The 25,875-nt window shown below is 67.1% G+C and carries 11 protein-coding genes; 7 read left to right on the forward strand and 4 right to left on the reverse strand.

Annotation, left to right across the window (positions count from 1 at the left end; genetic code table 11):
• Positions 1-16: 16 nt before the first annotated feature.
• The gene (gene pglZ / locus ACQ260_RS04415; RefSeq protein WP_432558173.1) at positions 17-2,947 is read right to left on the reverse strand and encodes a BREX-2 system phosphatase PglZ; all 2,931 of its coding nucleotides are present in this window, start codon (positions 2,945-2,947) and stop codon (positions 17-19) included.
• Positions 2,944-6,645 carry a DUF6079 family protein gene (locus tag ACQ260_RS04420; protein ID WP_432558174.1) on the reverse strand — a complete coding sequence of 1,234 codons (3,702 nt, stop codon included), beginning with the start codon at positions 6,643-6,645 and terminating at the stop codon, positions 2,944-2,946. The genes pglZ and ACQ260_RS04420 overlap by 4 nt, the downstream gene beginning before the upstream one ends.
• 350 nt (positions 6,646-6,995) lie before the next feature.
• On the opposite strand from ACQ260_RS04420, the gene ACQ260_RS04425 reads away from it, so the two are divergent.
• Positions 6,996-9,098 carry a GmrSD restriction endonuclease domain-containing protein gene (locus tag ACQ260_RS04425; protein WP_432558175.1) on the forward strand — a complete coding sequence of 701 codons (2,103 nt, stop codon included), beginning with the start codon at positions 6,996-6,998 and terminating at the stop codon, positions 9,096-9,098.
• Between the two features lie 30 nt (positions 9,099-9,128).
• Here ACQ260_RS04425 and pglX read toward each other — a convergent pair whose 3' ends face one another.
• On the reverse strand, positions 9,129-12,698 hold the full coding sequence (pglX, locus tag ACQ260_RS04430; protein WP_432558176.1) for a BREX-2 system adenine-specific DNA-methyltransferase PglX: 3,570 nt from the start codon (positions 12,696-12,698) through the stop codon (positions 9,129-9,131).
• Between the two features lie 188 nt (positions 12,699-12,886).
• Here pglX and ACQ260_RS04435 point away from each other — a divergent pair, with 188 nt between their 5' ends.
• A complete protein-coding gene (locus ACQ260_RS04435; RefSeq protein ID WP_432558177.1) occupies positions 12,887-14,302 on the forward strand; it encodes an HNH endonuclease signature motif containing protein in 1,416 nt (471 codons plus the stop codon).
• A 57-nt stretch (positions 14,303-14,359) separates the two neighbouring features.
• Here ACQ260_RS04435 and pglW read toward each other — a convergent pair whose 3' ends face one another.
• The gene (gene pglW, locus ACQ260_RS04440) at positions 14,360-18,598 is read right to left on the reverse strand and encodes a BREX system serine/threonine kinase PglW (protein ID WP_432558178.1); all 4,239 of its coding nucleotides are present in this window, start codon (positions 18,596-18,598) and stop codon (positions 14,360-14,362) included.
• A 362-nt stretch (positions 18,599-18,960) separates the two neighbouring features.
• On the opposite strand from pglW, the gene ACQ260_RS04445 reads away from it, so the two are divergent.
• From ACQ260_RS04445 to ACQ260_RS04465, 5 genes are all read left to right on the forward strand, one after another.
• On the forward strand, positions 18,961-20,574 hold the full coding sequence (locus ACQ260_RS04445) for an ABC-F family ATP-binding cassette domain-containing protein (RefSeq protein ID WP_432558179.1): 1,614 nt from the start codon (positions 18,961-18,963) through the stop codon (positions 20,572-20,574).
• Positions 20,575-20,648: 74 nt separating this feature from the next.
• Positions 20,649-21,566, forward strand: a complete 918-nt coding sequence (locus ACQ260_RS04450) for a putative selenate ABC transporter substrate-binding protein (protein ID WP_432558180.1) — start codon at positions 20,649-20,651, stop codon at positions 21,564-21,566.
• On the forward strand, positions 21,566-22,318 hold the full coding sequence (locus tag ACQ260_RS04455; protein ID WP_432558181.1) for a phosphonate ABC transporter ATP-binding protein: 753 nt from the start codon (positions 21,566-21,568) through the stop codon (positions 22,316-22,318). The genes ACQ260_RS04450 and ACQ260_RS04455 overlap by 1 nt, the downstream gene beginning before the upstream one ends.
• Entirely contained in the window at positions 22,315-23,985 is a 1,671-nt protein-coding gene (locus ACQ260_RS04460; protein ID WP_432558182.1) for a PhnE/PtxC family ABC transporter permease, read from the forward strand. The genes ACQ260_RS04455 and ACQ260_RS04460 overlap by 4 nt, the downstream gene beginning before the upstream one ends.
• Before the next feature lie 120 nt (positions 23,986-24,105).
• Positions 24,106-25,851: a hypothetical protein gene (locus tag ACQ260_RS04465; protein WP_432558183.1), complete on the forward strand. Its 1,746-nt coding sequence runs from the start codon at positions 24,106-24,108 to the stop codon at positions 25,849-25,851.
• The last annotated feature ends 24 nt before the right edge of the window (positions 25,852-25,875 follow it).

Genomic DNA, 25,875 nt, shown 5'->3' on the forward strand with positions numbered 1-25,875 from the left:
TATAACCAACCGCTCCTCAACTCAGCGCAAACTGCTCGGTCAGCAAGCCGGGATCCAGCACGAGCATACCCTGATCCTGCCGGATGACCGGATAGCCCTCGACGTTGAGGAGCTTCTGCAGTTGGGAGATGGCGCCTTGGGCGCGAACGTCTGGAATCCCGAGTACGCCGGCGACCGCGGTCGCGGCGAGTCGCGTGCCGGGTGCGGTCATCAGCTCATCGATGAGCCTGGCACAGCGTTCATCATCGAGGGTGATGCGTCCGGAGATCGCTCGTTGGGCCTTCCAGACGGGTCCGCTGACGATCACGTGGCCCGGTCCGGTGAGCGCATCCTGAGCCGGTTTGACCGTGGTCCGCCTCGGACCGGCCGTGGCCCGCCTTGGACCGACCGGTGCCTGCTTAGGACCGGCCGGGGCCATCGTGGGGCTGGTCGGGGTCAGCGTGGGACTGGGAGTCGCCGGCAACGCATGGGAGTGATTCCACCACTCCGGACGCTGGGACGGTGCCTCGACATAGGGGAACGGCCGCTCCTCCTCACCCGCGAGCGGATCCCCCGACGTGTTCGGCACTGCACCGGGCCACAGCAGCACGATCGGCACGACGGCCTCGGCCGCTGCACCGCCACCGTGATATCCCGCGCGCAGGTCCGAATAGCGCACCGTGTCATCCACCGCCAGGACTACCGGCGACCCGCCGAGGACGCGGGGTCCGCCGACGAGGACCTCACCGTCGCGCACGCCCTCGCCCATGTGTCGGCTCCGCGCGCTCGTCGCATCACCGGGCTGCTTCGCCCCCTGGCGACGCTCGAGCACATGACCGTGATCGCTCGTGAGCACCACCGCGCGGCCGACGTCGGCGGCTTCCTCGAGCAGCGCAGCCAAGTGTTTGACCGAGTCGAGCCGCCAGTCGATCCCTTCCGGGTCACTGCGGTCGAGGGCGTCGTCGATGGTGTTGAGGACGCAGGTCACCAGCCGCACCGAGCTGTCCCCGAGGGCATCGCGAACGGGATGGGCGAGGCGGTGCCCGTCGGGCACGCGGTCCAGTTCCGCCTTGTGGAAGATCTGGGCCGGCCCCGCGCCGAGCGCGGTGACGACGGCGGGGTGCTCCTTCTTCTCGGTCTGCTGGTTGCCCGACGTCAGCCGGCCGCACAGCAGCGATGTCCGGCTGTGCTCGGTCAGCGTGGGCAACACCGCGAGTCCTGCCAGCCGGCGGGCGACCCCGCGTGGGAGTGCCTCCACCCAACCGCGTCCCTCAGCGAGGACGTCCTCGATGATCTCCGCGGCGACCCGGGCGGTCATGCCGTCGAGGACGATGAGCAACGTCGGCGTGGTCCTGGCGACCAGTGCGATGACCTCACGGAGCACGTGCTCGAGTGGCAGGACGGGGTCCCCGTCACCGGTCAACGGACCATCCTGGCCGTCACCGGTCTGGGTGATCCGGGCGAGTTCGGCGGCGAACGCGCGGTCAGCCGCAGCCCGCCGCGCACGTGCCTCGCCGACCACCGCGGCGAGCGCGGTCGACAATTCCAGATCCGCTGCCCCGCCTGCGGCATCGTGGATCGCCGAGTCGACCCAGGCATCTTGGTGAAGATGCTGCCGACACAACTCCGCAAACGAGGCCTGACCAGTCGTGGATGGCTGCTGAAGCGTGGTGGGCGCCAACGCCAACCAACGGTGCAATCGCACGGCAGCCTCACTCGGCGCGAATGCCGCAGGCCGCTGCCGAGCCGGCGCCAGCCGCACCAACGCGTGCATGGTGACGGCCTGCCAGGCGGTGTCGACGGTGAGTGCTGACTGCGCCGTTGTCTTTTGACCCGCCCCATGGGTCAAAAGGTGACCGCCGTGCACCCCCTCGCTGCGCAACGCCTCGGCCAGATCCCGGAACCGCTGCTTCAAACCTGTCGGCAGCAACACCGACTGCGCGGCGACAGCCGCAGCGCCGACGTCACTGAGCAGGCGATCCGCTTCGGTCAACAGCGTGGAGCCGATCGCCCAGGTGGCGTTGGACTCGAGCAGGTCCCCGGCAACGGTCATCGCGATAGCGCCGAGGGCATCCGCAGCACCGGGCTTCGCGTACGCCATCCCCTGGGTCTCGACGAACCGCTCCCAGGCCGCGCTCGCACCGGCATCAGTGCTGCGGGCCTCGCGCAAATGGTGCGCCGCCACGCCGAGCGGGACCAGCCGTGCCGGACGGGCTTCGTGCAACTCGGCGCGCACTACGTCGGCGGCCGCGCCACATCTGCCGGCCAGCCAGTCGAGCAGCGACTCGACGAGAGGATCTCCACCCAGGCGACGCAGTTGAGCGAGCGCGTTGACCGCACCGAGGGGACCCGAATCTCTCCGAGACGATTCCTCGCGACCAGTGCTCGATCGAGCGCTCCCCGACGCAGCCCAACGGAGCACAGCGACACCGTCGATGGTCCCGTCGTGCATCCCGAGCACTCGACGAGCCAACGCGGCGCCGACGTGGTCAAGGGTCAGCAGACCAGCCGGCGCAGCGGGCCACTCCGAGCCCTCCTCGAGCACACTCAGCAGCCCCTGCGCGACAACGCGCCCCTGCGGCAACTTCGACAAACTCCGATCGATGCCGGTCGCGCCGAAAGCTTCCTTCACCCCCAGCCATGGATCGATCTGCCGCAGCCGCTGCCCGATCAGGTGACCGATGATCCCTGCCCCGAGGTCGGTCTCGTCGCGGTCGGTGACGAGAACGAGCCAGTCATCTCCCGTGCGGTCCACCAGCGCCTCGCGGGCGGCCAGCGCGGAGACGCAGGGCACCACCTGGACGTTGACCTCGTCACCAGCCACGATGTGCCGGAAGACGCCTTTGAGCTTGGGGTCGGGTTGGCCGCGGAGACCGAGTACGCGGGGTTCGCCGGCAGCCAGGCCATGCCCTTTGCTCACGACTTGGTCGATCTCGGCCCGGATGGCAGGCGTGGACACTCCGCTCACGTGATCCGCCACCACACCTGGAATTCGTCATCGGGATGGCTCTCCATGTGGTCCACCAGCTTCTGCAGCTTGCTGCGACCGTGTCGCCCACGAACGACGAATGTGTGGTCGGGCCGTTGGTCGTCCGGAGTGTCCGGGGTTGGGGGCGTCGGTGGGGTGGGCGGCGTCACTGGGGTGGGAACCCTTGTGAGCCACTCGAGCAATTGGTCTCCAGCAACCTTGAGTGCGGGCTGGAGCTTGTCCGCGAACTCCTCGGCTTTGGCAGCTCGAATCAGCGGCTCGATGATGGCCCTCAGGGCAGGCTGGGCTATGCCTTTCATGCCGGCTTGCACGAGTTTCCACTGCACGCTGTCGATCGCAGCCGTGACGGCAACTGCCGACGCGAACGAGGTTCCGAGCACCTGTTCGGTTTGGTCGAGCTCTGCCCCGGCGAGAGCGTTCACCAACGCAAGGCCCTGCTCGGCAGCGAGCTGGCGCGCCAGCTCCTCCACTGCGACGGCCGATGCGAGCCGTGGGAAATCCCCGCCGAGCTTCAACTCCTCGCCCAGCTTCCGGAGTGCCGTGACGAGTCCCTTGGCTGCAGGCAACCCCTCGCGTGCAGCACTGCGCACCCCCTCCGCCAACTCATTCATCGATTGCGGGGTGAGATGCGGATTCCCGCTGACCCCGAAGATGCGACCAGCCCGGTCGACTGCGGTTCCCCAGTCTTCGCGGCTCGGCAGCTTCTGCGGTCGGAGTTCCATCGACGGATGCGCGGCGCCCAGCGCTGGCGCGGGCACCGCGGAACCGTGGTGATGCCAGGCCCGCTGACGCAGCAGGGCCCACGCATGGATAACGAGGTCCTCCATGGGACGGGTCAGGCCTCGAGCAGGGGTCAGCGCCCGGATCACGTGCTGCAACTCCCCGACTGTGACGGGAGCGCTGCCCTCGTCGCGACCGAGGACGCCAAGACCGCGGGTCAGCTCGGTCCCCCATGACCCGAAGTGACCGTCTCCGAACAGGAAGTGTGTCTCGGCGGCATGACCGACTTCGAGCGCATTCGCGACCCTGCGGACGGCCCCTCGATCGCCTTCGAGGGTGACCCGCCGGTCGGGATCCTCGAGCGCCCGCTGCAGATGCGCGAGCACCGCACGCAACTCCCCCAGGCCGACCTCGTGGTCCTCGGGCTCGAACTGCGGGTGCCCGGGCCAGGTGGCGCTGAACGCCTTGTCGACGGCGTTCCGATAGGCGGTCTTGAATCCCACGCCCTCCGGCTCGCCGGGGTCGAGGGCGGGGTCGAGGCTGACGAGGAGTTGGGGTGAGCGTCCCCCTTCGAGGAGTACGCCGGGCTGGGTGCCCGTGATGCCATAGGCCTGCCGCAGGTTCTGGATCACCGTGTTCCGCAGCCCGTCGCGCTGCGTCATCAGCATGGCCCGGGCTTGGGCGCGGTCGTTTTCGGCCAGGTGGTTGGAGTGGTCGTCCCAGCGGTCGTCGCGAGCGAGCACCCAGTCGAGGACGACGAGCCGACGCAGCTCGCGATGCTTCTCTTCGGCGAGGAAGTGCGGCACCCACACCAGCGTCTGCGCGGTCTGTCCGCGGCTCACGAGCCGGTCGAGTCGCTGCTGGTCTTCGCCCGGCGAGTGGCCGACAAGGTCGAACGGATGGTCGATGATGAGCCGCCAGGCGTCGGTCTCGGCGGGTTTGAAGTGGTCGTCATAGAGCCAGTCGGTGTCGCGGACGTTGCCGAACAGCACCTCGACGGTCCGCCCGGTCCCCCGCCAGATGACCTTGTCGCGATAGGTGCCGAGCGCGTCCGGGGCGAGGTGGCCAAGCCCGAGCTCGGCGAGGACGAGTTCGGTGACGAGATTGCGCTGTCGCTGATCGGAGTCGCTGGCCTTGGCCTTGTCAATGATCGACTCATAGTCGACCTCCGCGACCTGGACCCGGATGATCGCGTCACGGGTCTCGCCGTCGACGTGGATCTCCGGCACAAGCTGCGCCCAGGTCCGCACCTTGCTGAGCACCGTGTTCGCCTCGCCACCGGGCAGCGGGCTGCGGATGGAGCCGTGGTTGAGCGACGCGAGCCGTGACGCCGTGAGGTCCTTGAGGGCGGGCACGTCGGGTGCGACCGCCGCCAGCAGCGACGTCTTGGCCAGGCGCTCGTCGTTGCGATAGGCCCGTGTCTCCGCCCCGGGATCATCGAGCGCTGCTGCGGTGAGATTGTGCTGGCTGAGCAGCATCGGCTGGATCTTCTCTTTGAACAGCCGGTGGGCGGCCTTGAACTGGTTGGCACGACCGGTGTCGTTCACCACACCTTGGGCACCGGTGATGATGAGGTCGTACGCATCCCCCACCGGGATCACATCGGCAACGGTCAGGGTGTCGCGGCGCTCGACGAGGAGCTGCTGCATGACTTTCAGCGCGGTGCGCTCGCGCTGCATGACGCTGGCGAGGGATTTGAGGGTGGAGATGAGCGCGGGTGAGAACGGGTACGTCAACCGGAACGCCGCCTCGTCCGAGCCGCGGTGGTCGTCATCGGTGTTGATGCCGTCGAGGAGGACGCTCCACACCTGGGGGCTGCGGTCGAGCTGCTCGAACGCTTCAGCAAGCACTGCGCTCGCGTGCTCGTCCTTGGGCGCGAGGAGTCGCTTGCTCGCCACGTACGGCAAGTTGTCATCACCCAACCGGATCTTGCCGAAGCGGCCTTCCTGATAGCGGAAGCCCTGCTCGACGGACTCCTGTTCCGCGCCGTCGGCGCCAGAGTCTGCGAACCACTTCTGCAGGTCGAGCTGGCGGGCGATGATCGACACCAGAGGGATCGCGCGCCGGCCGGTGGCGGACTCGACCAACTTGGTCAGCTTCTGCACCTCTCGGCCGAACCAGTCGCGCTCCTGGACCCGGAACGCCAGCCAGAGGACAAGCTCGTCAAGGAAGAGGACAACAGCGTCGTATCCCAGCGACTTCGCGTGTTCCGCAATCACCGCGAGGCCGTCTTCAAGGCCGATCCAGTCAGAGCCGCCGGTGAACGCGCCGAAGTACGCCGCCACCAAGTCCCCGACGAGTTGCTGTCGGTTACCTGTGCGGGGCGCGGCAGCGACGGCCGCCGCATAGGCGTCCGCATCCCAGGTCCCGACCTCGGACACCTGGGCCCAAGGATCGTCATCGACGTCCCCGTTGAGGCCGGCGAAGAAGGCGTCGTCACCCATGCGCTCGCGCAAAGCGGCCGCGTCGGCGAGCAGCGCGTCGGTCCGATGGAGCGCCGGCAGGCGTACGCCGGGATGCATCTGCTGGATCTGCCGCAGATAGCCCGAAAAGATCGCCTGCTCGAAGCTCTCACTGTCGAGCATGTGGAACGCCAGCGGAAGGATCTGCTTGCCCGCCAGGTCGGCATCGTGCCGATCGACCACCGGCATCAGTTCGGCCTTGGCGCGGGCATCGGGATCGTGGCGCAGCAGGGCGTGGAGCACCGCCATGAAGTGGGACTTACCAGAGCCGAAGGAGCCCGTCAGGAATGCGCCCTTGCTCTGGTCGGCACGGAGCGCTTCACCGACCAAACCGAGCGCGGCATCGAACGCGTCGACGAGCTCGTCGGTGACGACGTACGCATCCAGCGCCTGCTTGGCCCCGTCCTCCCCGACCGAATCGGTCAACCGCAGGACGTAGTCGTTCGCACCCGCATGCAGCGGGATGTCGATGACGTCAGCGAGCCTCGTCGCCATGCCTCCCCCTCAGCCTGGATTCCCTTGACCTGATCCTAGTGATCGGCATCTCGGAGACCGGGGGTGCCGCTGGCCGTGGGCGATTTCACTCCCCGGATGCCGTGCTCGAGGTAAGCGCGGAGTTCGGCCAAGGATGAGCGCACCTGACGCAAACGGAGGCCGACTCCGAGATCGTGGCGTCTCATCCATCATCTCTTGCCGACTCTGAACTCTTGCGGGGTACCTGCGGGTGTGGCAGAGACGCCAAGTGGTCGGCCCGTTCCAATGGTGAACATGGGGCCGCGACGGGTCTGACGCACTCAACGTGGGAAACTCGAAGCTCTACGCTCTGGAGATCACGGGGGCCAACCATGGCAGCAATTTTCAAGACCGTTTCCTGGCCCGTTGACATGCTCGTCAATGGCATCAGCAATGGCTCGATCCAGCTCCCGGATTTGCAGCGACCCTTTGTCTGGCCCGCTACCAAAGTCCGCGACCTGTTCGACTCGATGTACCGCGGCTACCCAGTGGGTGTACTCATGTTCTGGGACGTGGCGGCCGAGGGTGAGACCCGCAGCATCGCGGTTGACGCGAAGCTGGGCGCCACCCATCAGATCATCGACGGTCAGCAGCGTCTGACGAGTTTGTTCGCTGCGATGCAGGGTCACCCGGTGCGCGACAACGCTTACCGGGAGCGAAAGATCATGATCTCCTTCAACCCGTTCAGTGAGAGATTCGAGGTGCGTACGCCCGCTCTTGCCAAGTCGGTGCAATGGGTGGAGGACATTTCATCCTGCTTCGCGAATCCGTTACGCGCCGCGAAGTCGTTCCTGCGGCGTTTGGAAACGGCTGGCCAGGAGCTAACAGAGGATGACGAAGAACGTATCACCAACGTTTTTATCAAGCTCAGCGAGCTCAAGAACTACCTGTTCGACGTCGTCCACATCCAAAAAGAAGCGGACAAACGGCTGGTCGCTGACATCTTCGTTCGGATCAATTCCGAGGGTGTCCGGCTGAAGGCCTACGACTACATACTCACTTGGCTAAGCGTTTTCTGGCCCGCCGGCCGCGAGGCCATCGAAGACTTCGCCCGCAACTCACGCATATCCCCGCAAAGAGCTTCCGAGATATCAGGCCAGCCGGTGAGGTGGACGGCCCTGAATCCATACATGGCCGTCGAGAACGGTCACTTGGTCCGCGCGATGGTCGCCATTGGGCAGGGGCGCGGACGCCTCCAGGACGCCTACGCAGCACTGGAGGCCAAGGATCCCAAGACTGGATTCGTGGACTCCGGCCGTCAAGAAGCGGAACTGAACAAGTTGAAAACCGCACTCCCGATTGTGACGGACCGGGTCAGCTGGACCGAGTACGTCCGGGCGATCCAGACCGCTGGCTTCCGGTCGGCGCAGAACGTCACTTCGACGATGAACATCGTCTACAGCTACGTGATATTCCTGCTCGGTCGGACCACCTATCGTGTTCCTTTGACCGACCTTCGCACACTCATTGCACGCTGGCTGTTCATGTCGCAGTTGACGGCTCGCTACACAGGCTCGTCGGAATCGCAGATACAGAAGGATCTAGATCGGATTCAGACGGTGCCGGCCGGGGACGCTGAGGGTTTCACCCGTCAACTGAACGAAATCATTGGCGCACAGCTCACCCCCGACTTCTGGCGCTACAGCATGCCCCAACAGCTGATCACCTCTGGTCCCAGTCTCTCCCCGCACTACCAGTGTTATCTCGCGGCACTGAACATCCTCGACGCCCCGATGTTCATGCTGGAGTCGCGGGTCAGAGACTGGATGGACCCTTCACAGCCTGCGATCAAGGGCACGGAGGGACACCACCTGTTCCCCCGCGATTACCTGCAAAAGGTGCTGGGCATCACAGACATCAAGCGCATCAACCAGGCGGCCAACTTCGCACCCACCGACTGGAGCACCAACATCGCGATCTCGAACAAGGCGCCGGCGGACTACTGGTCCGAACTTGCTGCAACTCGAGTTCCCGACCAAGCCTGGCTGGATCGGCAAATGTACTGCCACGCTCTACCGGCGGGGTGGGAACAGATGGAGTACGAGGAGTTTCTCTCTGCCCGCCGCTCGCTGATGGCTCGAGTCACCCGAGACGCCTATCATCAGCTGACGCATGGCCATACCCAACCTGTTGAACTCAGCAGTTCGGCTGTGGAGGTCGTGCAGGAGCCCACGCTCGGCGAGTTGCTTGAGCGCGAGATCCTGCGACCGGGCGACCTGCTGGACCCCGTGGATCCTGAGTGGGAAATCGATGCCGTGATCCGTGAGGACGGCACGTTGGTCATCGACGGAACAGAAGAATTCGATTCCTTGGATGAAGCGGCAAAGCATCTCGAAGTCACGAACATGTCGGGTATCGCCTTCTGGGCATTGGAGAGTGGCGATGATCTTGTCCCGCTGCACGAGTTGCTCTCTGCAGGCCGCGCTCCCGCCTGACGGGGCGGGATCATTGTCCATGCGGGGCCATTACCGCCTGCTTCGCCGACCGCGGGCCGTTGCGGCTGGGCGCCAGTCGGCAAGTTGAGCAACCGTACGCCCAACCTCCTGAGCCGAGGACCGCAGGAAGTCAGCCGTAAAACTGGCTTTGTTCACATTGAAGTCCGGATCGGTCTCGTTGTGCCACTGCTCCACCCAGGGCTGGAGCTCGGCCATCCCGGCCACCAGTGGTGCCAGCACGTCCACCTCGGCACCCTCCGCTTGCCGTGCGGAATAGAGCACTCCCAACGCCAACGCCTGCTGGAAGTGATCCCAACCGGCCCACCCGAGCAGGGCCGAGGTGTCCCCCGCGCGGTTGGCATCCGGATAGAGGATGAACCGCTCCTTCGGCACGTCCAGCTTCCCTCGCGCCTGCCACCAACTGGCCTTGCGGAAGTCCGCGGACGTGTACTTCGGCGGCACCGGGATCTCCCCCACCTTCTCGCCGGCATCCTCGCGGCGTTGCAGGTCCCACGTGTGCTGCCAGGCCGCAAACTTCCGCAGCCCGGACTCCTTGAGTCGGTATGCCGCCAGGTACGGCACCGCCTCGTCCACCATCAGCTTTGCCAGCGAATCCGACAAGCGTACGTCCGGCCGGCCCTCCCACAGTTGGATCACCGACACAAGGTCAGGGTCCTTGCTGACCTGATCGGACAGTTGAGCGACCGAGCGCGGCATGGGGCGGTTGTCGCGATCGAACCAGTACGCCGGATCCTCCAGCCGGTCCAGAATCCAGCGACGCAGCGCTCGGTCCTGTTGCTTCTCCCACGGTTCCGTAGCCCACCGCCGCTTGTACTCCGGCCGCTCCAACAACCCGATGAACTTGTCCGACTCGATCAGGTCGATCCGCGCCTGGACAATCTCCCGGTATGCCTCCGGCCATCCCGCGGGAATCTCCGTGATCGGCGTCGACCCATGCCGCTCGAACCACGCCGTCTCCTCCGTGCCGGCCGCGACCTGGCGCGCCAGCACGATCTCGAACGCCCGCTCCCCGAGCTGTACCTCCGGCGGATCGGCACACAACGGCGGTTCGGCCAGCAGGCCATACAGCCCGTACGCCTCCCAGTCCAACTCCTCCTGCAACCCGATCATCCGGCGCCGATTCGACTCTGCCGTCGCCCGCGCCTCCGCCAACGACGTAAGCGTGGGCAGGGGTTCCAACCCTGCTGGCAAGGCCGCCCCAGCCTCAGCCGCCAGCCGGTCCAACTCCCGCGCACGCCCCAGCGGCAGTTCTGCTGGCAACGGGAAATCCTTCAGCGTCGTCCCCGTGAACTCATAGAAGTCCTCCCAAGGCGCCAACGTCTGCCGAGCGCCCCGGTTGTCGACAGTGCTGCCCTTGTTGTGGCTGTTCTGCTTGAGCCAGAAACACGCGGTGGACGAGTTGAGTACGCCGAGCAGCGCCAAATGGTCTTCCTCGGTCGCATTTGCAGGCAGCTTGATCACCGGCGCTGTGCGGATAAAAATTCTGCTGCCGCGGTCCCAGACGAAATGGTTGTGCGTCGCTACGAACGCAAAGGTGATGGAGTTCGGCACCCGATATCGATCTCTGAAGAGCATGGAGTATTCGAACCATTCGAGCCCACGTTCCAACTGCGTGGCTCCGTATGCCACTCGCCTCGATAACGAGGCTTTGTGCGGCCACAGCAATCGTTTTGCTTGGGAAGACAACAGTGGCGTGAGGTCACCTGGGCTATAGGGAAAGAGCCCCGTTACATCACTGGATGTCGTCCAGTCTCTTACATGCTCACCTTGAACGATCTCTTGGCCAAGACTGGGAGTGACTCCGTGTCGATGCAGTGTTCCGTGACCAACAAAGTATGCCTCGTCTTCCCGAGTGACCGCACCAAAGCCAATCGCATCCACCAGTGAACTGAGATCCCCAGTTCGGGCGCGATCGATCTGGTCCAATAGCTCGAGGGAGCCACCCCCAGTCAGGCTCCATGGATGGTTTGCGAGTTGCTCGCGATAGACCATCCGAACTGAGACGAACTCGCCGTCGTAGGCTCCATCCCCCACATGGTTCACAATCTCCTGCCACACCAAGCCCAACGCAGGATCAGCAGGCTGCCCGGGTTCACCACGAATCCCAAGCACACATTGCACCGATGTTTCTGTTGGACGATGGTTCCGGCCCACCAGAACAAGTGTCGGGGTGCCATGCCCCGGGATGTAGGCACCTGAGGTATCCACCAACAACTGAAGACCTCGGTTCGACAGAAACTCTTCAATCAGCTTCGTCCCAAACTGCCGCTTCATGAATGAGTTGCTGGTGATCTGGCCAACCCAGCCGGAGGTTGATGGCTTCGAGAAGCTCGGTCCTCTCCCCGCAGCCGATGAAGCTTCGCCTCGCTTAGACTGTTTAGCGAGTTGGAAGAAGCGCTCCATGAAGGGGACTGTCAAAGAATAAGTCCCTTTGCAGGTCGGATAGAGCAACCGATACTGCTGGTTGAGCGCCTTGTCCTTGACTGTGATGTACGGCGGATTGCCCACGACCACGTCATACGTTCCGGGGCCCAGGAGCTCATACAGCTTCTTTTCGTCTTCCAGCGAGGTCGAGAAGAGGTGTTCGTCATCACCACCGATTTCAAGAGTGGGCTCGTTCCAATGGAGGAGCGAATCGCCAGCCGCGAGGTTCAACTCGAACTCGGGTGCGTTCTCCAGCGACTTCAGCCCGAGCACCTTGAGAGCGGCAACAATCAGGCGGAACCGCGCGATCGCTACGGCAAACGGGTTGATATCCACGCCATGAACTGAGGCGAGGGCTCGGCGTACCCGCTCGTCAACCGCCATGTCCGGGGACTCGACTTCCCAGGCCGCCATGAAACGATCGAAGGCCCCGAGCAGGAAGTGGCCCGAACCGCAGGTGGGGTCGATGAGCCGGAAGCCCTCCAGCGGCCGCTCCTCCATCGCCGGGGTGAGGGTGCGGTCGAGGATGAACTCCTCGACGAAGACGGGGGTCTGGAGGAGTGCATAGGTCTTCTTGGCGTGCTCGGAGAGGTCTTGGTACAGGTCGCCGAGAAACCGTGTGGACAGTTCGGGATCAGCGAAATCGAACCGCAAGTCCCCGTCTTCATCAGCCGCGCGCCAAAAGCGCAGAATCTCCGTTGCCATGTCACCGGAAATGCCGAGTTGGCGCAAGGGTGCGAAGTCATCAACCAGCCCGCTCGTGGCTGGCACATCCTTCAGGTGCCGAACGGCCTGCCAGAGCCATTCGCGGGAGGTCTCGGTGGGATACGTGCGGAAATAGGCCAACTCCGCATCCAACGCTTCCTGCCGCCGCGCCTTGGGTCCAGCGATCCATACCGGACCGAGCAGTCCGTTGTCCTCACAGAACCGCACGAACACGGTCGTCAGCACCCACGAGACCGCGACCTGAGTGATCTTGTCGTCGCGGAAGGTCTCCCACGCTCCGGCAGTCCGACCCGTCTTCAGCGCGCCACGATGTTCCTCCCGCCACCGTCCATCGACCGCAGGGTCGTCAGCGAGCCGCACGCGCAGGTCGTCCTCGACCCGCAGCACCAGCTTCTTGAGCTCCGCAGTCAAGCCCGCGTGCGCTGTCATCGAAGGCCCCTCCTCATGACGCTCTGATCAATCCACTCCTGCGGACTCCTTTGTTGCCACCAGACCTAGCGGGTCCGGGATCGGAGAACAATGCTCTCGACGGTTTCGTTGCAGGGAAGAGACGCGCGCGGTCGACGAACTCATTTTGAGCAACCATGATTGTCTGACCCGCCTGGTTGAGTTGAGTCATGGAAAGCATGTCGAACAGCCTCGACCAGGCGGTGCCGGTCATCGCCGAGGTCCTGCCCGAGCTGCTCGCCCAGACCGCCAAAGGTTCCCTCCCACCCGGCCTGACCGGGCAGAATCCAGGCTTGGTCTCGCTCGGCAACAAGAGCCTTGTCGAGCTGGTGACCCACACCGATCGCCTCGTGTCCCTGGCCGAAGCAGCCCGCGCATCGGTTCTGCGTGAAGTCGAGGCCCGGGACGCCACTGTCGAGATAGCCGGCTGCTCCCCCTCGGAGTGGCTGCGCCGCGAGCACGGCCACACCACTCATCGCGCCCGCTCGATCGTTAAGGACGCGGTCAGAATCGGGGCGTTCCCCGCCCTGGTCACCGCGCACGAAACGGGCAAAGTCTCCACCGCCCAAGCCGTGGCCATCGCCAAGACCCTGGAAGAGCTGCCTGACGACCTCGACGCGACCGACCTCGAGGATGCCGCGGCGTTGCTGATCGGGTTCGCCGCCGAGCACGACCCGGCCGACCTCGCCCGCCTGGGCTGGCGACTTCTTGAAACGGTCGCACCCGACCGGGCCGACGAGATCCTCGCCGACCAGCTCGATCGCGAAGAGAAGCGGGCCGCCGCCAAACGTGGTCTCAGGCTCTTCGCCGACCATCATGGCTCGTGGATCCTTCGTGGTCAGTTCACCGCCGTGGAGGGCGAGGAACTGTCCGCGCTCCTGACCGCCTATAGCGAGTCCCGCTGGCGCACGGCGATGGACGACCCCTACCCGAACAGCCCCAAGGACAAGGCCACACTCCTCGCAGACTCCCTGCTGGACATCGTGCGTGCCCACCAAACTAACGGCGAAGCCCCCACCCACGGCGGCGACCGCCCCCGCGTGACCCTCATCCTCGGCCTGGGCGCGCTGCTCACAGGGTTGGGGGAGATGGCGCTCACCGGTGGCTCGCTGATCTCCGCCGAAGAAGCACGCCGACTGGCCTGTGACTGTGATTTGATCCCCGCGGTCCTCGACGCAGCTGGCGTGCCACTCGATGTGGGCCGACAAAAGCGCCTGGTCACCCCGGAGATCCGCGCAGCCCTCACCGTCCGCGACCGCGGCTGTGCCTTCCCCGGCTGCGACAAGCCACCCGCCGTCTGCGAAGCGCACCACATCATCCCCTGGTGGTGCGGCGGTGAGACCTGCCTAGACAACTTGGTCCTGCTTTGCCCCCACCATCACCGACGGGTCGAGCCCGGCCGTGGCTGGACCCCCGGTTCGGACGACCCCCACCGCTGGGCAGTCCGCCTCGGCAGTGACCGCATGCCCGAAGTCATCCCGCCGGCCGGATGGGACCCCGCCAGGCGACCACGTCGACACACACGCTTCACCACCAGCCGCCTCAACCAACCAACCACGAGCAGGAACACCCCCCTCCGGCGCTGAGAATCAGACGCAACCCCGTGATCCGGACCAGCGATCCCGGATGGGTTCAAAGCAGGCTCAAACGACGCCTCGCTTAGCCCACCCGGCGAGTTCCGCCCATCGCGCGCTCAGCCACGCACGGTCAACGGGAACGAATTGGTTCGGCGAGGCCTGGACCGGCCGGCCATCGAGCAATGGCCCTTGCGCGGTCGCGAGTTGCGGCACCACCAGCCACACGGCGTTGGCACGGCTGCGGCCGAGGTCGCTCCATCGGGTGAACCCACCTGCGTGGCCATAGCGGGTCAGCGGCTCAGCATCAATGAGCACAACGGGCCCGGCTGCCTCGACATCCGCAACGATCGCGTCGATCTCGTCCAGCGTGGCCTCGCAGGCCCGCCCGGCAAGGTTGCGCAGCCCGGTCGCCTCCCTGGTGTCCGGCAGGGCGGCATCGGCCCGCTGGATCTCCGCCCAGTCGATGGGCTTGCGAAGTTGGTTGTTCGCCGCGCGCAGCCGCTCCAGGAACAGGGCGGTGACGTTGACCGCGCGAGCCGCGTGCTGCGCCGTCAGCACGGTGACGAGCCGCTGGTGCTGATCGGCGGGCACGCCCAACACCAGGAACGACCGGCTCTTGCGCGAGTCCGCCAACCGCTGGCCGACCACGCCGTTCACCGACAGGGGCGCCAGGTCAACCGGGAGCTCGGTCTCGCGGCGGGTGCCGAGGCCGGTTTCCTTGTCGGTGAGCGGACGGGATCCCCACGTGCGCTTCTCGGCGTTCCATTCCAGGTCCAGGCCCGACGCCGCGACGATCTCGTCTAGGTCCCCCAGCGGCAACCGCGGCAGCGCCGGGAATCGTGCGGCCACCCGGTCGACCAGTTCCTTGGACGACAGCCGCTGGCTGGGCGCGACCGACCCCAGCGCCAACTCCAGCGCTCGGGCCCGGGCCAACTCCCGCGTATGCAGGTCACCCAGCGCCGACGCCACCGCTGAGGTCGAGCACCCCGCGGCGAGCACGGGCAGACGGGTCCCTTCGAGACGGCCTTCGGCCTCCTCAGGGAACGTCACGCGACGGGCCTCCGCAGAGATGAGAGCTGCCAACTCCGCGTACGCCCGATCAGCCGGGACCAACGCCTCCGACGGGGCGCCTGCCTCGCGGACCAACTGATCCGCCCGCGCTCCCAACGCCTCCGCCAGATCGAGCAGCGCCGGGTCGAGCGCAGCCAGGTGCATCACGCCCCTGCGCCGCCGCCAGTCGAGGACCAGCTCTTCTTGGTCGAGGGCGGCGAGGCGGCGTTGGCGGTCGTGGAGGAGGCGGAGTACGCCGCGAGCGAGCGGTCGGGACGCCTCCATCATGATGTCGGTGTGCTCTCCGGCAGCCGGGTCGGCTGGAGCCTCGGCCGGCATGGCGGCGATCAGCGCGTCGGCAAGCTCATGGAGAGTGGCCACCCCGCCGAGTTCGCGCACCCGCGCGAGCACGAACGTGTCCAGCTGATTGAGCAACTCGAGCGCCGGTCCCTCCGCCCAGGCGTCGTGCAAATCGTTGATGATCTGACTCACACGCGGACCGGTGAGGCTGACCGCCTCGGCCAGGACGGCGTGAGTGACGAACGGATCGATCGCCGGATCCTCGCCGAGCAGCATGTGCAGGACCTGGCTCCGGCTTCGGCTGCGTCCGCCGCCCGCGGACCTAATCAGCGTGTGCGCGATGTCGGCCAGGCTGGGCAGCACCGAGGATTCGGTCGCCGAAAGCGTGCCGCTCCCGAGTCGCGTACGCCACTGCCGCGCCCGGTCGACCACCTCATCGCGGGTCGAATTGGCACCCGACAACTGCCGGAACCGAATCGGATGCACCGCGGTGAGATCGCCGACGGTCTTGAGCCGCAGCGGCTCGAGCAGGGACAGCGCCCGAGCGGAGAGACCGGACCTGGTGAGCGGGGTGGTGAGGGTTACTTTGTCGGCGAGCTCGTCGCCGGAGTCCGCATGCGTCGTGGCCGTGCGGTCCAACGCCCGACGCCAGGCCTCCCGCATCTCGCCGGCCGACCGGTGCCGCGCCTTCGCATCGCGGGCAAGCGCGCGGGTGAAGAAGCGCTGGAAGCTGTCCGCGACCGCCTTGTCGAACATGCCGCGATGGAGCGTGACCTCGTCGTTGATGGTGTTGGGATGGGCGGACCCATCGCCATATTGCGGCACCTGACCCGTCGCCATCTCGAACAGCACAACCGCGGCCGCATAGCGCTCGGCCGCTTGGTCGAAACGGTCTCGCTCCCCGCCGAGGAACGGATCGAGATAGGGAGCCGTGCCGGCCGTGATCGCTCCGGCCGAGGCCCGGGACAAGGAAAAGTCGAACAGCACCAGGTGCTGGGCGCCGTCACGTTTGACGACGCCCAGGTTGCTGGGCTTGATGTCGCGGTGATCGACGCCCGCGCGGTCGAGCTCGACGAGAACGTCGAGGAGATCGGTGCCCCAGCGCTCCAGGAGGTCCAGGGACAGGCGCTCGCGTTCGGCGAGGTGCTCGGCGAGGGTCTGTTCACCCGCCAGCGACAGCAGGAGCGCTTGGCGCTTGCCGACCGTGACGGACTCGACGAGCTTGACCAGACGCGGGCTGTCCAGTGACTTGAGGGATTCGAGGACCTCGGCTTCATCGCGCAGGCGCGCGTCGGCGGAGTCGTCGAGAGCGACCTTGAGGACGCGCTTGGCCCGCGGATTGCGCTCGTCGCGGACCTGCAGACCGACGGCGGTCGAGCCGGCGCCGAGGCGGCGCTCGACCGTGAAGCGGTTGTCGAGGACATCCCCGGCCCGGGCGGTCAACGGATCGAGCGCGTGATCGGTGGTCTGGGTGAGCGACTCCTCGACCCGGTCGAGCTGGGTGAGAAAGTCCCCGACGTCGCCCGTGCGCTGGGCGGGGCTGGGGTGGGTGGCGCGGAGGATCAGTGCCCGCAGATCGCTCGGCGCCTGGGGCAGGTCGACGGCGAGGTCGAGGCCTTGCTGGGTGCGCAGCCGTTCGCGGAGCGCACTGGCCGAGGGCGCGGGGGCCTTGCCGGTGAGGAGGTAGTACGCGGTCGCGCCAAGCCCGAACAGGTCCAATCGGATCCGGTTCGCCGTGGGCGACCAGCCCTCCTCCGGGGCTCGATAGGGAGCGGTGGGATCACCCGCGGGGCGCGTGTGCGCGGCGTACAGACTCGTCACCCCCGCCCCCTGGGTGCCCAACGCGGTCGCGGTCCCGGCCGACTGCCAATCCCCGATCGCAACTTTGGGGGGCGCCTTCATTTCCGCATCGCTCGTGACCCAGAGCGCCTGCGGGTTGAGGCCACGGTGGGCCACCTGGTTGCGATGCGCATAGTGCACCGCCTCCGCGACCTGGCGGATCAGCCCCAGCCGCTGGTCGAGCGAGAGGCTCTCGTTGCGACCGGCGAGCCAGAGGTCGAGCCGCTCGGAGTCGTCGGCGGGATAGACCAAGCCAAGGCCGAGTTCGCTGTCGACCAGGTCGTCCGGCCGCAGCAGACCGTCGTGCTTGAGGGTCGCCAGCTTGGCGTACTCGTTTTCCACCATCCGGCGGACTTCAGCCGCGGACTGCACGCCCGGGCTCGCGCTGTGGAAGCGGATGCGGGCGGAGCGCTGGTGGGCGACTTGGTGGGACGCCAGCCAGTCCTCCCAGGTGTCGCCTTCGGCGATCCGCTCCTGGAGGTTCCAGGAACCGGCGGCAGGTTCCCGACGCTGGACGAGACCGAGACGTTGCTGCAGCAGGCCGACCACGAACTTGTGGTGCTTGATCTCGCGGTGATCCGGCAGCTCAAGCACCAGATCGCTGATCGGGGCGAGGCCGGAGTGGTGCTCGTGACCGTCGAGGCCATAGATCCCGAGCGCGGCCGTGCCGGTGAGGTGGCTGCGCAGGCCGGGGTGGTGGAGGAACACGGACTCCTGAACCCAGGGAACGGCCCGCAGCGGCTCGGTCGGGTCCTGTCCGCGCTCGCGACACCACTCACGGACGGCGTCCTTGAGCTTGCTCGCGAACCGCTGCGCCTTGCGGCGAGCCAGGAGAAGCGGTGAGTCCTCGACCCGGTGGCCGGTTCGGTGCCAGCGGAGGTCGTCACCGTGGAGGTCGCCGGAATAGTACTTGAGCTCGATCAGATGCAGTCTGCGCCGACCCAGGACGAGCGCATCGCACTCGTGCCAGCGGCCCGAGGAGTCCTTGAACTCGAAGTTCGTCCAGACGTGGAAGGGATCGACGTCCGGGATCAGCTTGCGAAGCAGCTCGAGGCCGGCCTGCTCGTGCTCATGCGCGGAGGGAGTGACCTCGATCCAGCGCTCGTCGCTGAGCACGGCCTCATCCTCCTTGCCCGCTCGGAGACCCGTTGTCGGACTTGGATCCTAGTGTCGACGCAGCGACATGTGCAGGGGGTTGGGCAAGGGCTGGACAGTCGGGCACACCGCTGTCGCATGGACGACACCAGACACCCAGCGACGGCATCCCTCAGGTCGACGCAACAGCACTATCGCGCCGCTGGTCGGATCCCGCTAGAAACAACTTGCCCAGGACCACCGGCAGATCTAGCGTGGATGAGTCGCATTGTCGGACGTGGGAGGTGCGTCGTGCTCACAGCGATCGCCATTTCGGTTCATCGCTGACTTCACCGACGCCTGCGGGCCCGGGGTCAGCGCCACCAGCTGACGATCGGAGCCTCATGCCCGCCCAGTCCCCCATCATCCAATTCAACGATGCGTCGTTTGCCTGGCCCGACGGCGCGCCCGTCCTCGACCACACGACCGCAACGTTCGGCGCGGGCCGCACCGGCCTGGTCGGTGACAACGGCACCGGCAAGACCACCGTCCTGCGCCTCATCACCGGGGAGTTGTCCCCCACGACCGGATCGGTGGCGGTCCGCGGCGCGGTCGGCTATCTGCCGCAGCGCCTGATTCTCGACGTCGGAGTCCGCGTCGCCGATCTCCTCGGCATAGCCGCGCAGGTCGATGCGGTGCGGGCGGTTGAGAAGGGGGAGGTACGCCAGCACCTCTTCGACACCATCGGCGACGACTGGGACATCGAGCCCCGCGCACACGCTGCGCTGTCCGCGATCGGCCTCAAGGGAATCGCCCTCGACCGGCGGGTCGGCACCCTGTCCGGCGGTGAGGCGATGGCGGTCGCGCTGACCGGGCTCCAACTGGCCGACACCCCGATCGTCCTGCTCGACGAGCCGACCAACAACCTCGACCGGGCTGCCCGCGAGCGCATCCACGCCGCCATCACCGGGTGGCGCGGGACGCTCGTCGTGGTCAGCCACGACCTCGATCTGCTGGATCGGATGGACTCCACCGTCGAGCTCCGGCGCGCCCGGCTGACCGTCTTCGGCGGCGGCTACACGGAGTTCATCACCGCTCTGGAACAGGAACAGACAGCCGCGCGCCAAGCCCTGCGTACTGCCGAACAAGCCCTCAAGAAGGAACAGCACCAACGCCGGGAAGCCGAGGTGAAGCTCGCCCGCCGGACGCGGTACGCCAACACCGACTTCGAGAACAAGCGCAAACCCAAGATCGTGATGAACACCCGCCGGTTCGAGGCCGAGGTCTCGGCCGGCAAGCTCCGCGACAACCTCGATGCCCGCGTCGAGGCCGCCGGCGATCTGCTGGCCGAACAGCAGGACCGCGTTCGTGACGATGAGCGGGTGCGGATCACGCTCCCCGACCCGGGCGTACCCTCCACCCGCCGGATCCTCGAGCTCCACCATCCGGATGGCACCCACCTCATCGCCGGCCCGGAACGGGTCGCGCTGACCGGACCCAACGGGGTCGGCAAGACGCTGCTGGTCGAGACACTGTTCACCGGCGCCCGCGACCGCCCGACCTTCGCGGTCCCGCGCACGGATCGCATCGGCTATCTGCCCCAGCGGCTGGACGGCCTCGACGACACCGCATCGGTCCTGGAGAACGTTCGATCCGCTGCCCCGGGTCGGCCACCCGCCGAGATCCGCGCCCAGTTGGCCCGGTTCCTGCTGCGCGGCGACAGCGTCGCGCGAGCGGTCGGCACACTGTCCGGTGGTGAGCGGTTCCGGGTTGCCCTGGCGCGGCTGCTGCTCGCGGACCCGCCGCATCAGTTGCTCGTGCTCGACGAACCCACGAACAACCTCGACCTGACCACCGCCCGGGCTCTGATCGACGCGCTGGATTCCTATCGCGGCGCCCTGCTGGTCGTCAGCCACGACCAGCGGTTCCTCGACGAGCTCGGCATCGACCGGACGTTCACCCTGCACCCCGACGGCGCACTTCGCGAAACGTTTCGAAATCACCAAGTGGGCCGATGATCGGCACTGAACGCCGTCAGATAGGTTCCCCGGCGAACGCCGCGACCGCGTGCTTGTCTCGCAGAGAGGTCTCCATGAAACACCCGTTGATCGCCCTTGCCCTCGTTGTTCTCCTGGCCGTGGCCGGTTGTGGTGGTGGCGGCACCGCTGGAGACTCAGACGCCTCGTCCGGCACCGAACGGACCTTGTCCATCAGCGCGATCCCCGACCAGGACCCCGCGAAGCTCACCGCGCGCGAACAGGCGTTGGCGGCCTATCTGGCCGAGGAACTGGACATCGACGTGGAGTTCGTCCCGGTGACCGACTATGCGGCGTCGGTGAGCCTGTTCCGCGCCGGCGACCTCGACATGGTCTTCTATGGGGGTCTCACCGGCGTCCAGGCTCGGCTGCAGACACCGGGCGCGGTGCTGCTGGCCCAGCGCGACATCGATGCGGAGTTCCGCAGCGTGTTCATCGCCAACGCCGACGCGGGCATTGAGCCGGTCACCGAGACCGCGGGACTGACGGCTTACAAGGGCAAGCGCTTCACGTTCGGCAGCGAGTCGTCGACGTCTGGGCGGTTGATGCCGGACTACTTCCTGCGCGAGGCCGGCATCAGCGAGTCGGACTTCACCGGTCAGCCGGGGTTCTCCGGCTCCCATGACCAGACCATCGACCTGGTCCAGGCGGGCTCTTATGACGGTGGTGCGCTCAACCTCCAGGTCTGGACTGCGCGCAAGGAAGCCGGCACTGTCGATCTCGACCGGGTGAAGGAGATCTTCATCACGCCGACCTATCACGACTACCACTGGATTGCCGGTCCGGAGCTCGACGCTGATTTCGGGGCGGGCTTCACCGAGAAACTGCGCATGGCGTTGCTGGCTCTCGACGGTTCCAGCCCGCAGGAAGTTGAGGTCCTCGAGATGTACGGTGCCGAGAGCATCATTCCGACCGAGGCATCGAACTACGACCAGATCGAGAAGATCGCGCGCGAGTTGAAGCTCGTCTCCTGATGACCGGCGTCGTGGTCCGGTTGGGCAGTGTGTCGGTGGCGTACGCGGGGCGGCCGGCCCTGACCGACATCGATCTGACCGTGCAGGCGGGTGAGCGGGTGGCGCTCGTGGGCCCCAGTGGGGCGGGCAAGTCCACCCTGCTCGCCGTCTGCGCGGGTTCGCTGCAGCCGGACGCCGGCGATGTGGAAGTGCTCGGCCAACCGCTGGCACGGCTCGACGCCGCCGCACTGCGCGATCTGCGTCGTCGGATCGGCTTGATCCACCAACGGCTGCACCTCGTCGGCCGGCTGCGGGTGGTGCACAACGTCAACGCCGGCCATCTCGGGCGTTGGAATTCCTGGCAGGCCATCTCCTCTTTGATTCGCCCCCGGCAGCTCGACACCGCCCGGATCGCGCTGGGCCGCACCGGAATTGCCGACAAACTCCTCGCCCGGACCGACCAGCTGTCCGGCGGCGAACAGCAGCGTGTCGCCCTGGCCAGGGTGCTGGTCCAGGACCCGGATCTGGTCCTCGCGGACGAACCAGTCGCCAGCCTCGACCCCGCCCGCGGGGACGAGGTCATGCGGCTGTTGTGCGAGACCGTGGCCACCCGCGACCGGGCGCTCCTGGTGAGCCTGCACGACTTCGAGCTCGCTGTGCGCCGGTGCGATCGTGTGATCGGCATTCAGCAGGGACGCATCCTGTTCGACAGGCCCTCCGCGGAGGTCGACAGCGGGCTTCGCGACGCGCTGTACGCACTCGATCGGACATGACCGAGTCGGCCATCGCCTCGTTGGAGGCCACGCGCCCAGCGGGTTCGCTCAAACCCGCCGACGGCCCGACCCGGGATCCCCGAAGCCGATCGCAGCGCCGGCGCGCGCGCCTCGGGGGAAAAGCCTGGCTGGTCCTCTGGGCACTGGCACTGCTGTGGTCCGGCGCCGCCTTCCTCGACACCCAGCACGGCGTCCTGAATCGTGACGGCTGGCCGGCCCTGGCCGAGTTCTGGGTCCACGCGGTGCGGCCCGACCTCTCGTCGCAGTTCCTGCGGACGACCGTCGACGCGGCAGTCACCACCCTCGCCTTCGGCGTCCTCGGCACGCTGCTCTCGGTCGTCATCGGGATCGCGTTCGCCCCACTCATGAGCCAGACCTGGTGGGCGCCCGGATCACACTCCCGGGCGTCCCGAGGGCTTCGCACGGCCGGGCTGCTGCTGACGCGGATCACAGCGGCCGTGCCGCGCGGTGTGCACGAAGCCGTCTGGGGCCTGCTGCTCCTCAGCGTCCTCGGCCGGGACCCGTTGGTCGGCGTCCTCGCGATCGCCATCCCCTTCGGCGCAATCACCGCCAAGGTCTATTCCGAGTTGCTCGATGAGGCCGACCTTGGCCCCTATCAGGTCCTGCGTGCAGCCGGTGCCGGGCGAGCCTCGGCGTTGTTGTACGGCGTACTCCCAGGACTGCTCCCCACCGCCACATCCTATGCCTTCTATCGCTTCGAATGCTCAATCCGCTCGGCAGTCATCCTGGGCATGATCGGCGCCGGCGGGCTGGGGCTGCAGCTGAGCCTGAGCTTTCAGGGATTGCAGTACGCCGAGATGTGGACGTCGATCTATGCCCTGGTGCTGCTGGGGGCCGTCATCGACCGGTGGGGGGCCTCGCTGCGGCAGAGCGCCGGCGGCCGGAGGTGGAAGCTGTCCGGGGTCCTGCTCGCGCTTCTCACCATCGCGTCGGTGTGGCACCTCAGCCCCGATCTCTCCCGCTGGTTCTCCGGCCGCACGGGCGCCCTGCTCGGCCGCCTGATCGACGACCTGGTTCCGCCGCGCCTGCCGCAGCGTGGCTGGGCGGACATCGCCGCACGCTCCGTCGAGACCCTGCAGATGTCCGTGGTGGCCATCAGTTTCGCCGCGGTGCTCGGGCTGCTTCTCTGCCCCTTGGCGGCCCGGGGCGGCACATCGCCGGTGCGGCGGGCAGTCGGGTGGCTCGCCCGGCAGTTGCTGCTGCTCACCCGCGCGGTACCGCCCCCGGTGTGGGCACTGCTGGTCCTCTTCGTCATCTATCCCGGCCCGTTGCCGGGCGCGCTGGCGTTGGGCATCTATACGTTCGGGATCCTCGGGCGCCTGTTCGCCGAGGTCATGGAGGATCTGGACCGCCGGCCCCGGGATGCCCTCAGCGCGATCGGAGCGACTCCGTGGGCAACGTTTGCGTACGCCACCGTTCCCGGCGCCTCGGGCCAGCTCATCTCCTACAGCCTGTATCGGTGGGAGGTGACCGCGCGCGAAACTGTCATCGTGGGCCTCGTCGGCGCCGGGGGCCTGGGTCGGCTGCTTGAGCAGCAACGGGTCGCCTTCGACTATCCCGGGATGGCCGGCACCGTGCTCGCCCTGGTGGTCGTCTGCGTCGTGGTCGACCTGATCAGTGTGGCCGTCCGCACGTCGCTGCGGTGATTTCGGCGTTCCGGCCAGAGCCGGTGCCGCCGCGCTCGTGCGACACCCTGGCCAACGGAACACGACTCTCGTCCCAGGCGTCACCCGCGAGACAATGGAGGGTGAACGCCAGAGACAAGGTTGAGGTGGATTCCGATCAAGCAGAAGACAGCGACCAGGTCGGCGACCTGGGCTGAGACGACGTCACCCGCCTGGGCGGACGAACCGACGAAACTCCAGACCGCGGCCACCCCGGAGGCCGGGGTTCTGGACGACACCACCGAGCTCACCCCGGTCGCAGAGGCCGCTCCGGTCCGGGCGCGCGAGGGCCTCCTCCTGCGGGGGCGCTATCGGCTGGAGGAGCTCCTGGTGCAGCGCCCGGACACGCAGACGTGGCGTGCCATCGACGTCCTGCTCGCGCGCCCCGTCCGGGTCCACCTGCTGCCCGCCGATCAGCCGAACGATGCTCTGCTCGCGGCGGCCAAGCGGGCTGCCGTCGCCACTGACTTCCGTGTCCTGCGGGTCCTTGATGCCACGATTCCCGCGGACCCCGGCGTGGTCGACGAGAGTTGGCTGGGGCCTTTCATCGTGTGTGAGTACGCCCCCGGCCAGTCCCTCGAGGACCTCCTCGCCGGCGGGACGTTGAGCACCCTGGAGGCCGCCTGGCTTGTCCGCGAGGTCGCCGATGCCCTGAGCGGGATGCACGCGCGCGGGCTCCATCACCAGCGCCTCTCCCCCGCCACCGTCGTGGTCACCACGGCCGGGCATGTCAAAATCGTCGGGTTCCTGGTGGAGGCGGAACTGGTCCCGGGGCACGAAACGCTCCGCGACCCGGAAGCTGCTGACGTCCTGGCGCTCGGCCGCCTTCTCTATGCCGCGCTGGTGGGCCGCTGGCCGGGTGGCTCCTGGCACGGGTTGCCGGCCGCACCCACCGACTCCGCGGGGCAGATCCGGCCGCTCCGGGATGTGCAGGCCAGCGTACCGCCGTCCCTCGACCAGATCTGCGATCGCATCCTGAGCCCGTCGCCGCGGGATGGGGCGACTCGGTTGCGGACCGCCGCCGAAGTCTCCGCCGCACTCTCGCGCGTCCTGGGGACCGCCGACGCCGCCGAGGATCTCGAACAGCGCGTCCGCATCTCGGTGGCCGCGAATGCCGACCCGACGCTGGTGAATCGGATTCCGCAGTCGTACGCCCCCACCGCGCATCTCAAGCCCGCCCACGTCGACGCCTGGAATGCGGAGCAGACCGCGAACACCCCGGTGCCGAGGACGCAATCCACGCGGCCGAGGCGGGCGGTGCCGTGGCGCCGGATCCTGGCAGCCGTCGTGGTGCTGGCCGTGATCGGTGTCCTCACCGCGGTCGGGCTCCGCCTCAGCCACTGGGCTGCGCCGGGTGCCCCTGCGGGGACCGCAGCCACCGGTCCTGCCACCCAATGGCCCGTGGTGGCCGCGCACGATTTCGACCCCGAGGGCAACGGCGAGGAGCACCCGAACCAGGTGTCTCTGGCCTTCGACGGCGACCCAGCGACCTCGTGGACGACCATGAACTATTTCGAGGCGGAGATCGGCAACAAGACAGGCGTGGGTCTGGTGTTCGATCTCGGTGAGGTACGCGACCTCAGCCGGGTCGAACTGGACCTGGATGCTGCTGGGACGACTGTGGAGGTCCGTGTCCCGGCCGCTGGAGCCGACGGCGCGGCCACGTCACCGCCGGGGAGCACCGGCGAGTGGCGCGCGGTCGGGACGGCGGAGCGTACCCCCATGGCCACGACCATCAGCCTCGTCGAACCAGTCGAGACCCGCTATGTCCTCATCTTCTTCACCGAACTCCCGGCGGTGGGTTCCGCGTTCACCGGCGGCATCGCCGAGGCACGGTTCTGGAGCTGAGTCCACGGGGATGGGCCCGGTGTC

Origin of the sequence: Ammonicoccus luteus (assembly GCF_050880385.1) — a bacterium.
GTDB lineage: Bacteria > Actinomycetota > Actinomycetes > Propionibacteriales > Propionibacteriaceae > Enemella.

Bases quoted from the DNA above. Each gene is read 5' to 3' on its own strand.
- ACQ260_RS04420 (WP_432558174.1), bottom strand. From the start codon at position 6,645: ATGGCGACGAGGCTCGCTGACGTCATCGACATCCCGCTGCATGCGGGT.
- ACQ260_RS04425 (WP_432558175.1), top strand. From the start codon at position 6,996: ATGGCAGCAATTTTCAAGACCGTTTCCTGGCCCGTTGACATGCTCGTC.
- pglX (WP_432558176.1), bottom strand. From the start codon at position 12,698: ATGACAGCGCACGCGGGCTTGACTGCGGAGCTCAAGAAGCTGGTGCTG.
- ACQ260_RS04435 (WP_432558177.1), top strand. From the start codon at position 12,887: ATGGAAAGCATGTCGAACAGCCTCGACCAGGCGGTGCCGGTCATCGCC.
- ACQ260_RS04445 (WP_432558179.1), top strand. From the start codon at position 18,961: ATGCCCGCCCAGTCCCCCATCATCCAATTCAACGATGCGTCGTTTGCC.
- ACQ260_RS04450 (WP_432558180.1), top strand. From the start codon at position 20,649: ATGAAACACCCGTTGATCGCCCTTGCCCTCGTTGTTCTCCTGGCCGTG.
- ACQ260_RS04455 (WP_432558181.1), top strand. From the start codon at position 21,566: ATGACCGGCGTCGTGGTCCGGTTGGGCAGTGTGTCGGTGGCGTACGCG.
- ACQ260_RS04460 (WP_432558182.1), top strand. From the start codon at position 22,315: ATGACCGAGTCGGCCATCGCCTCGTTGGAGGCCACGCGCCCAGCGGGT.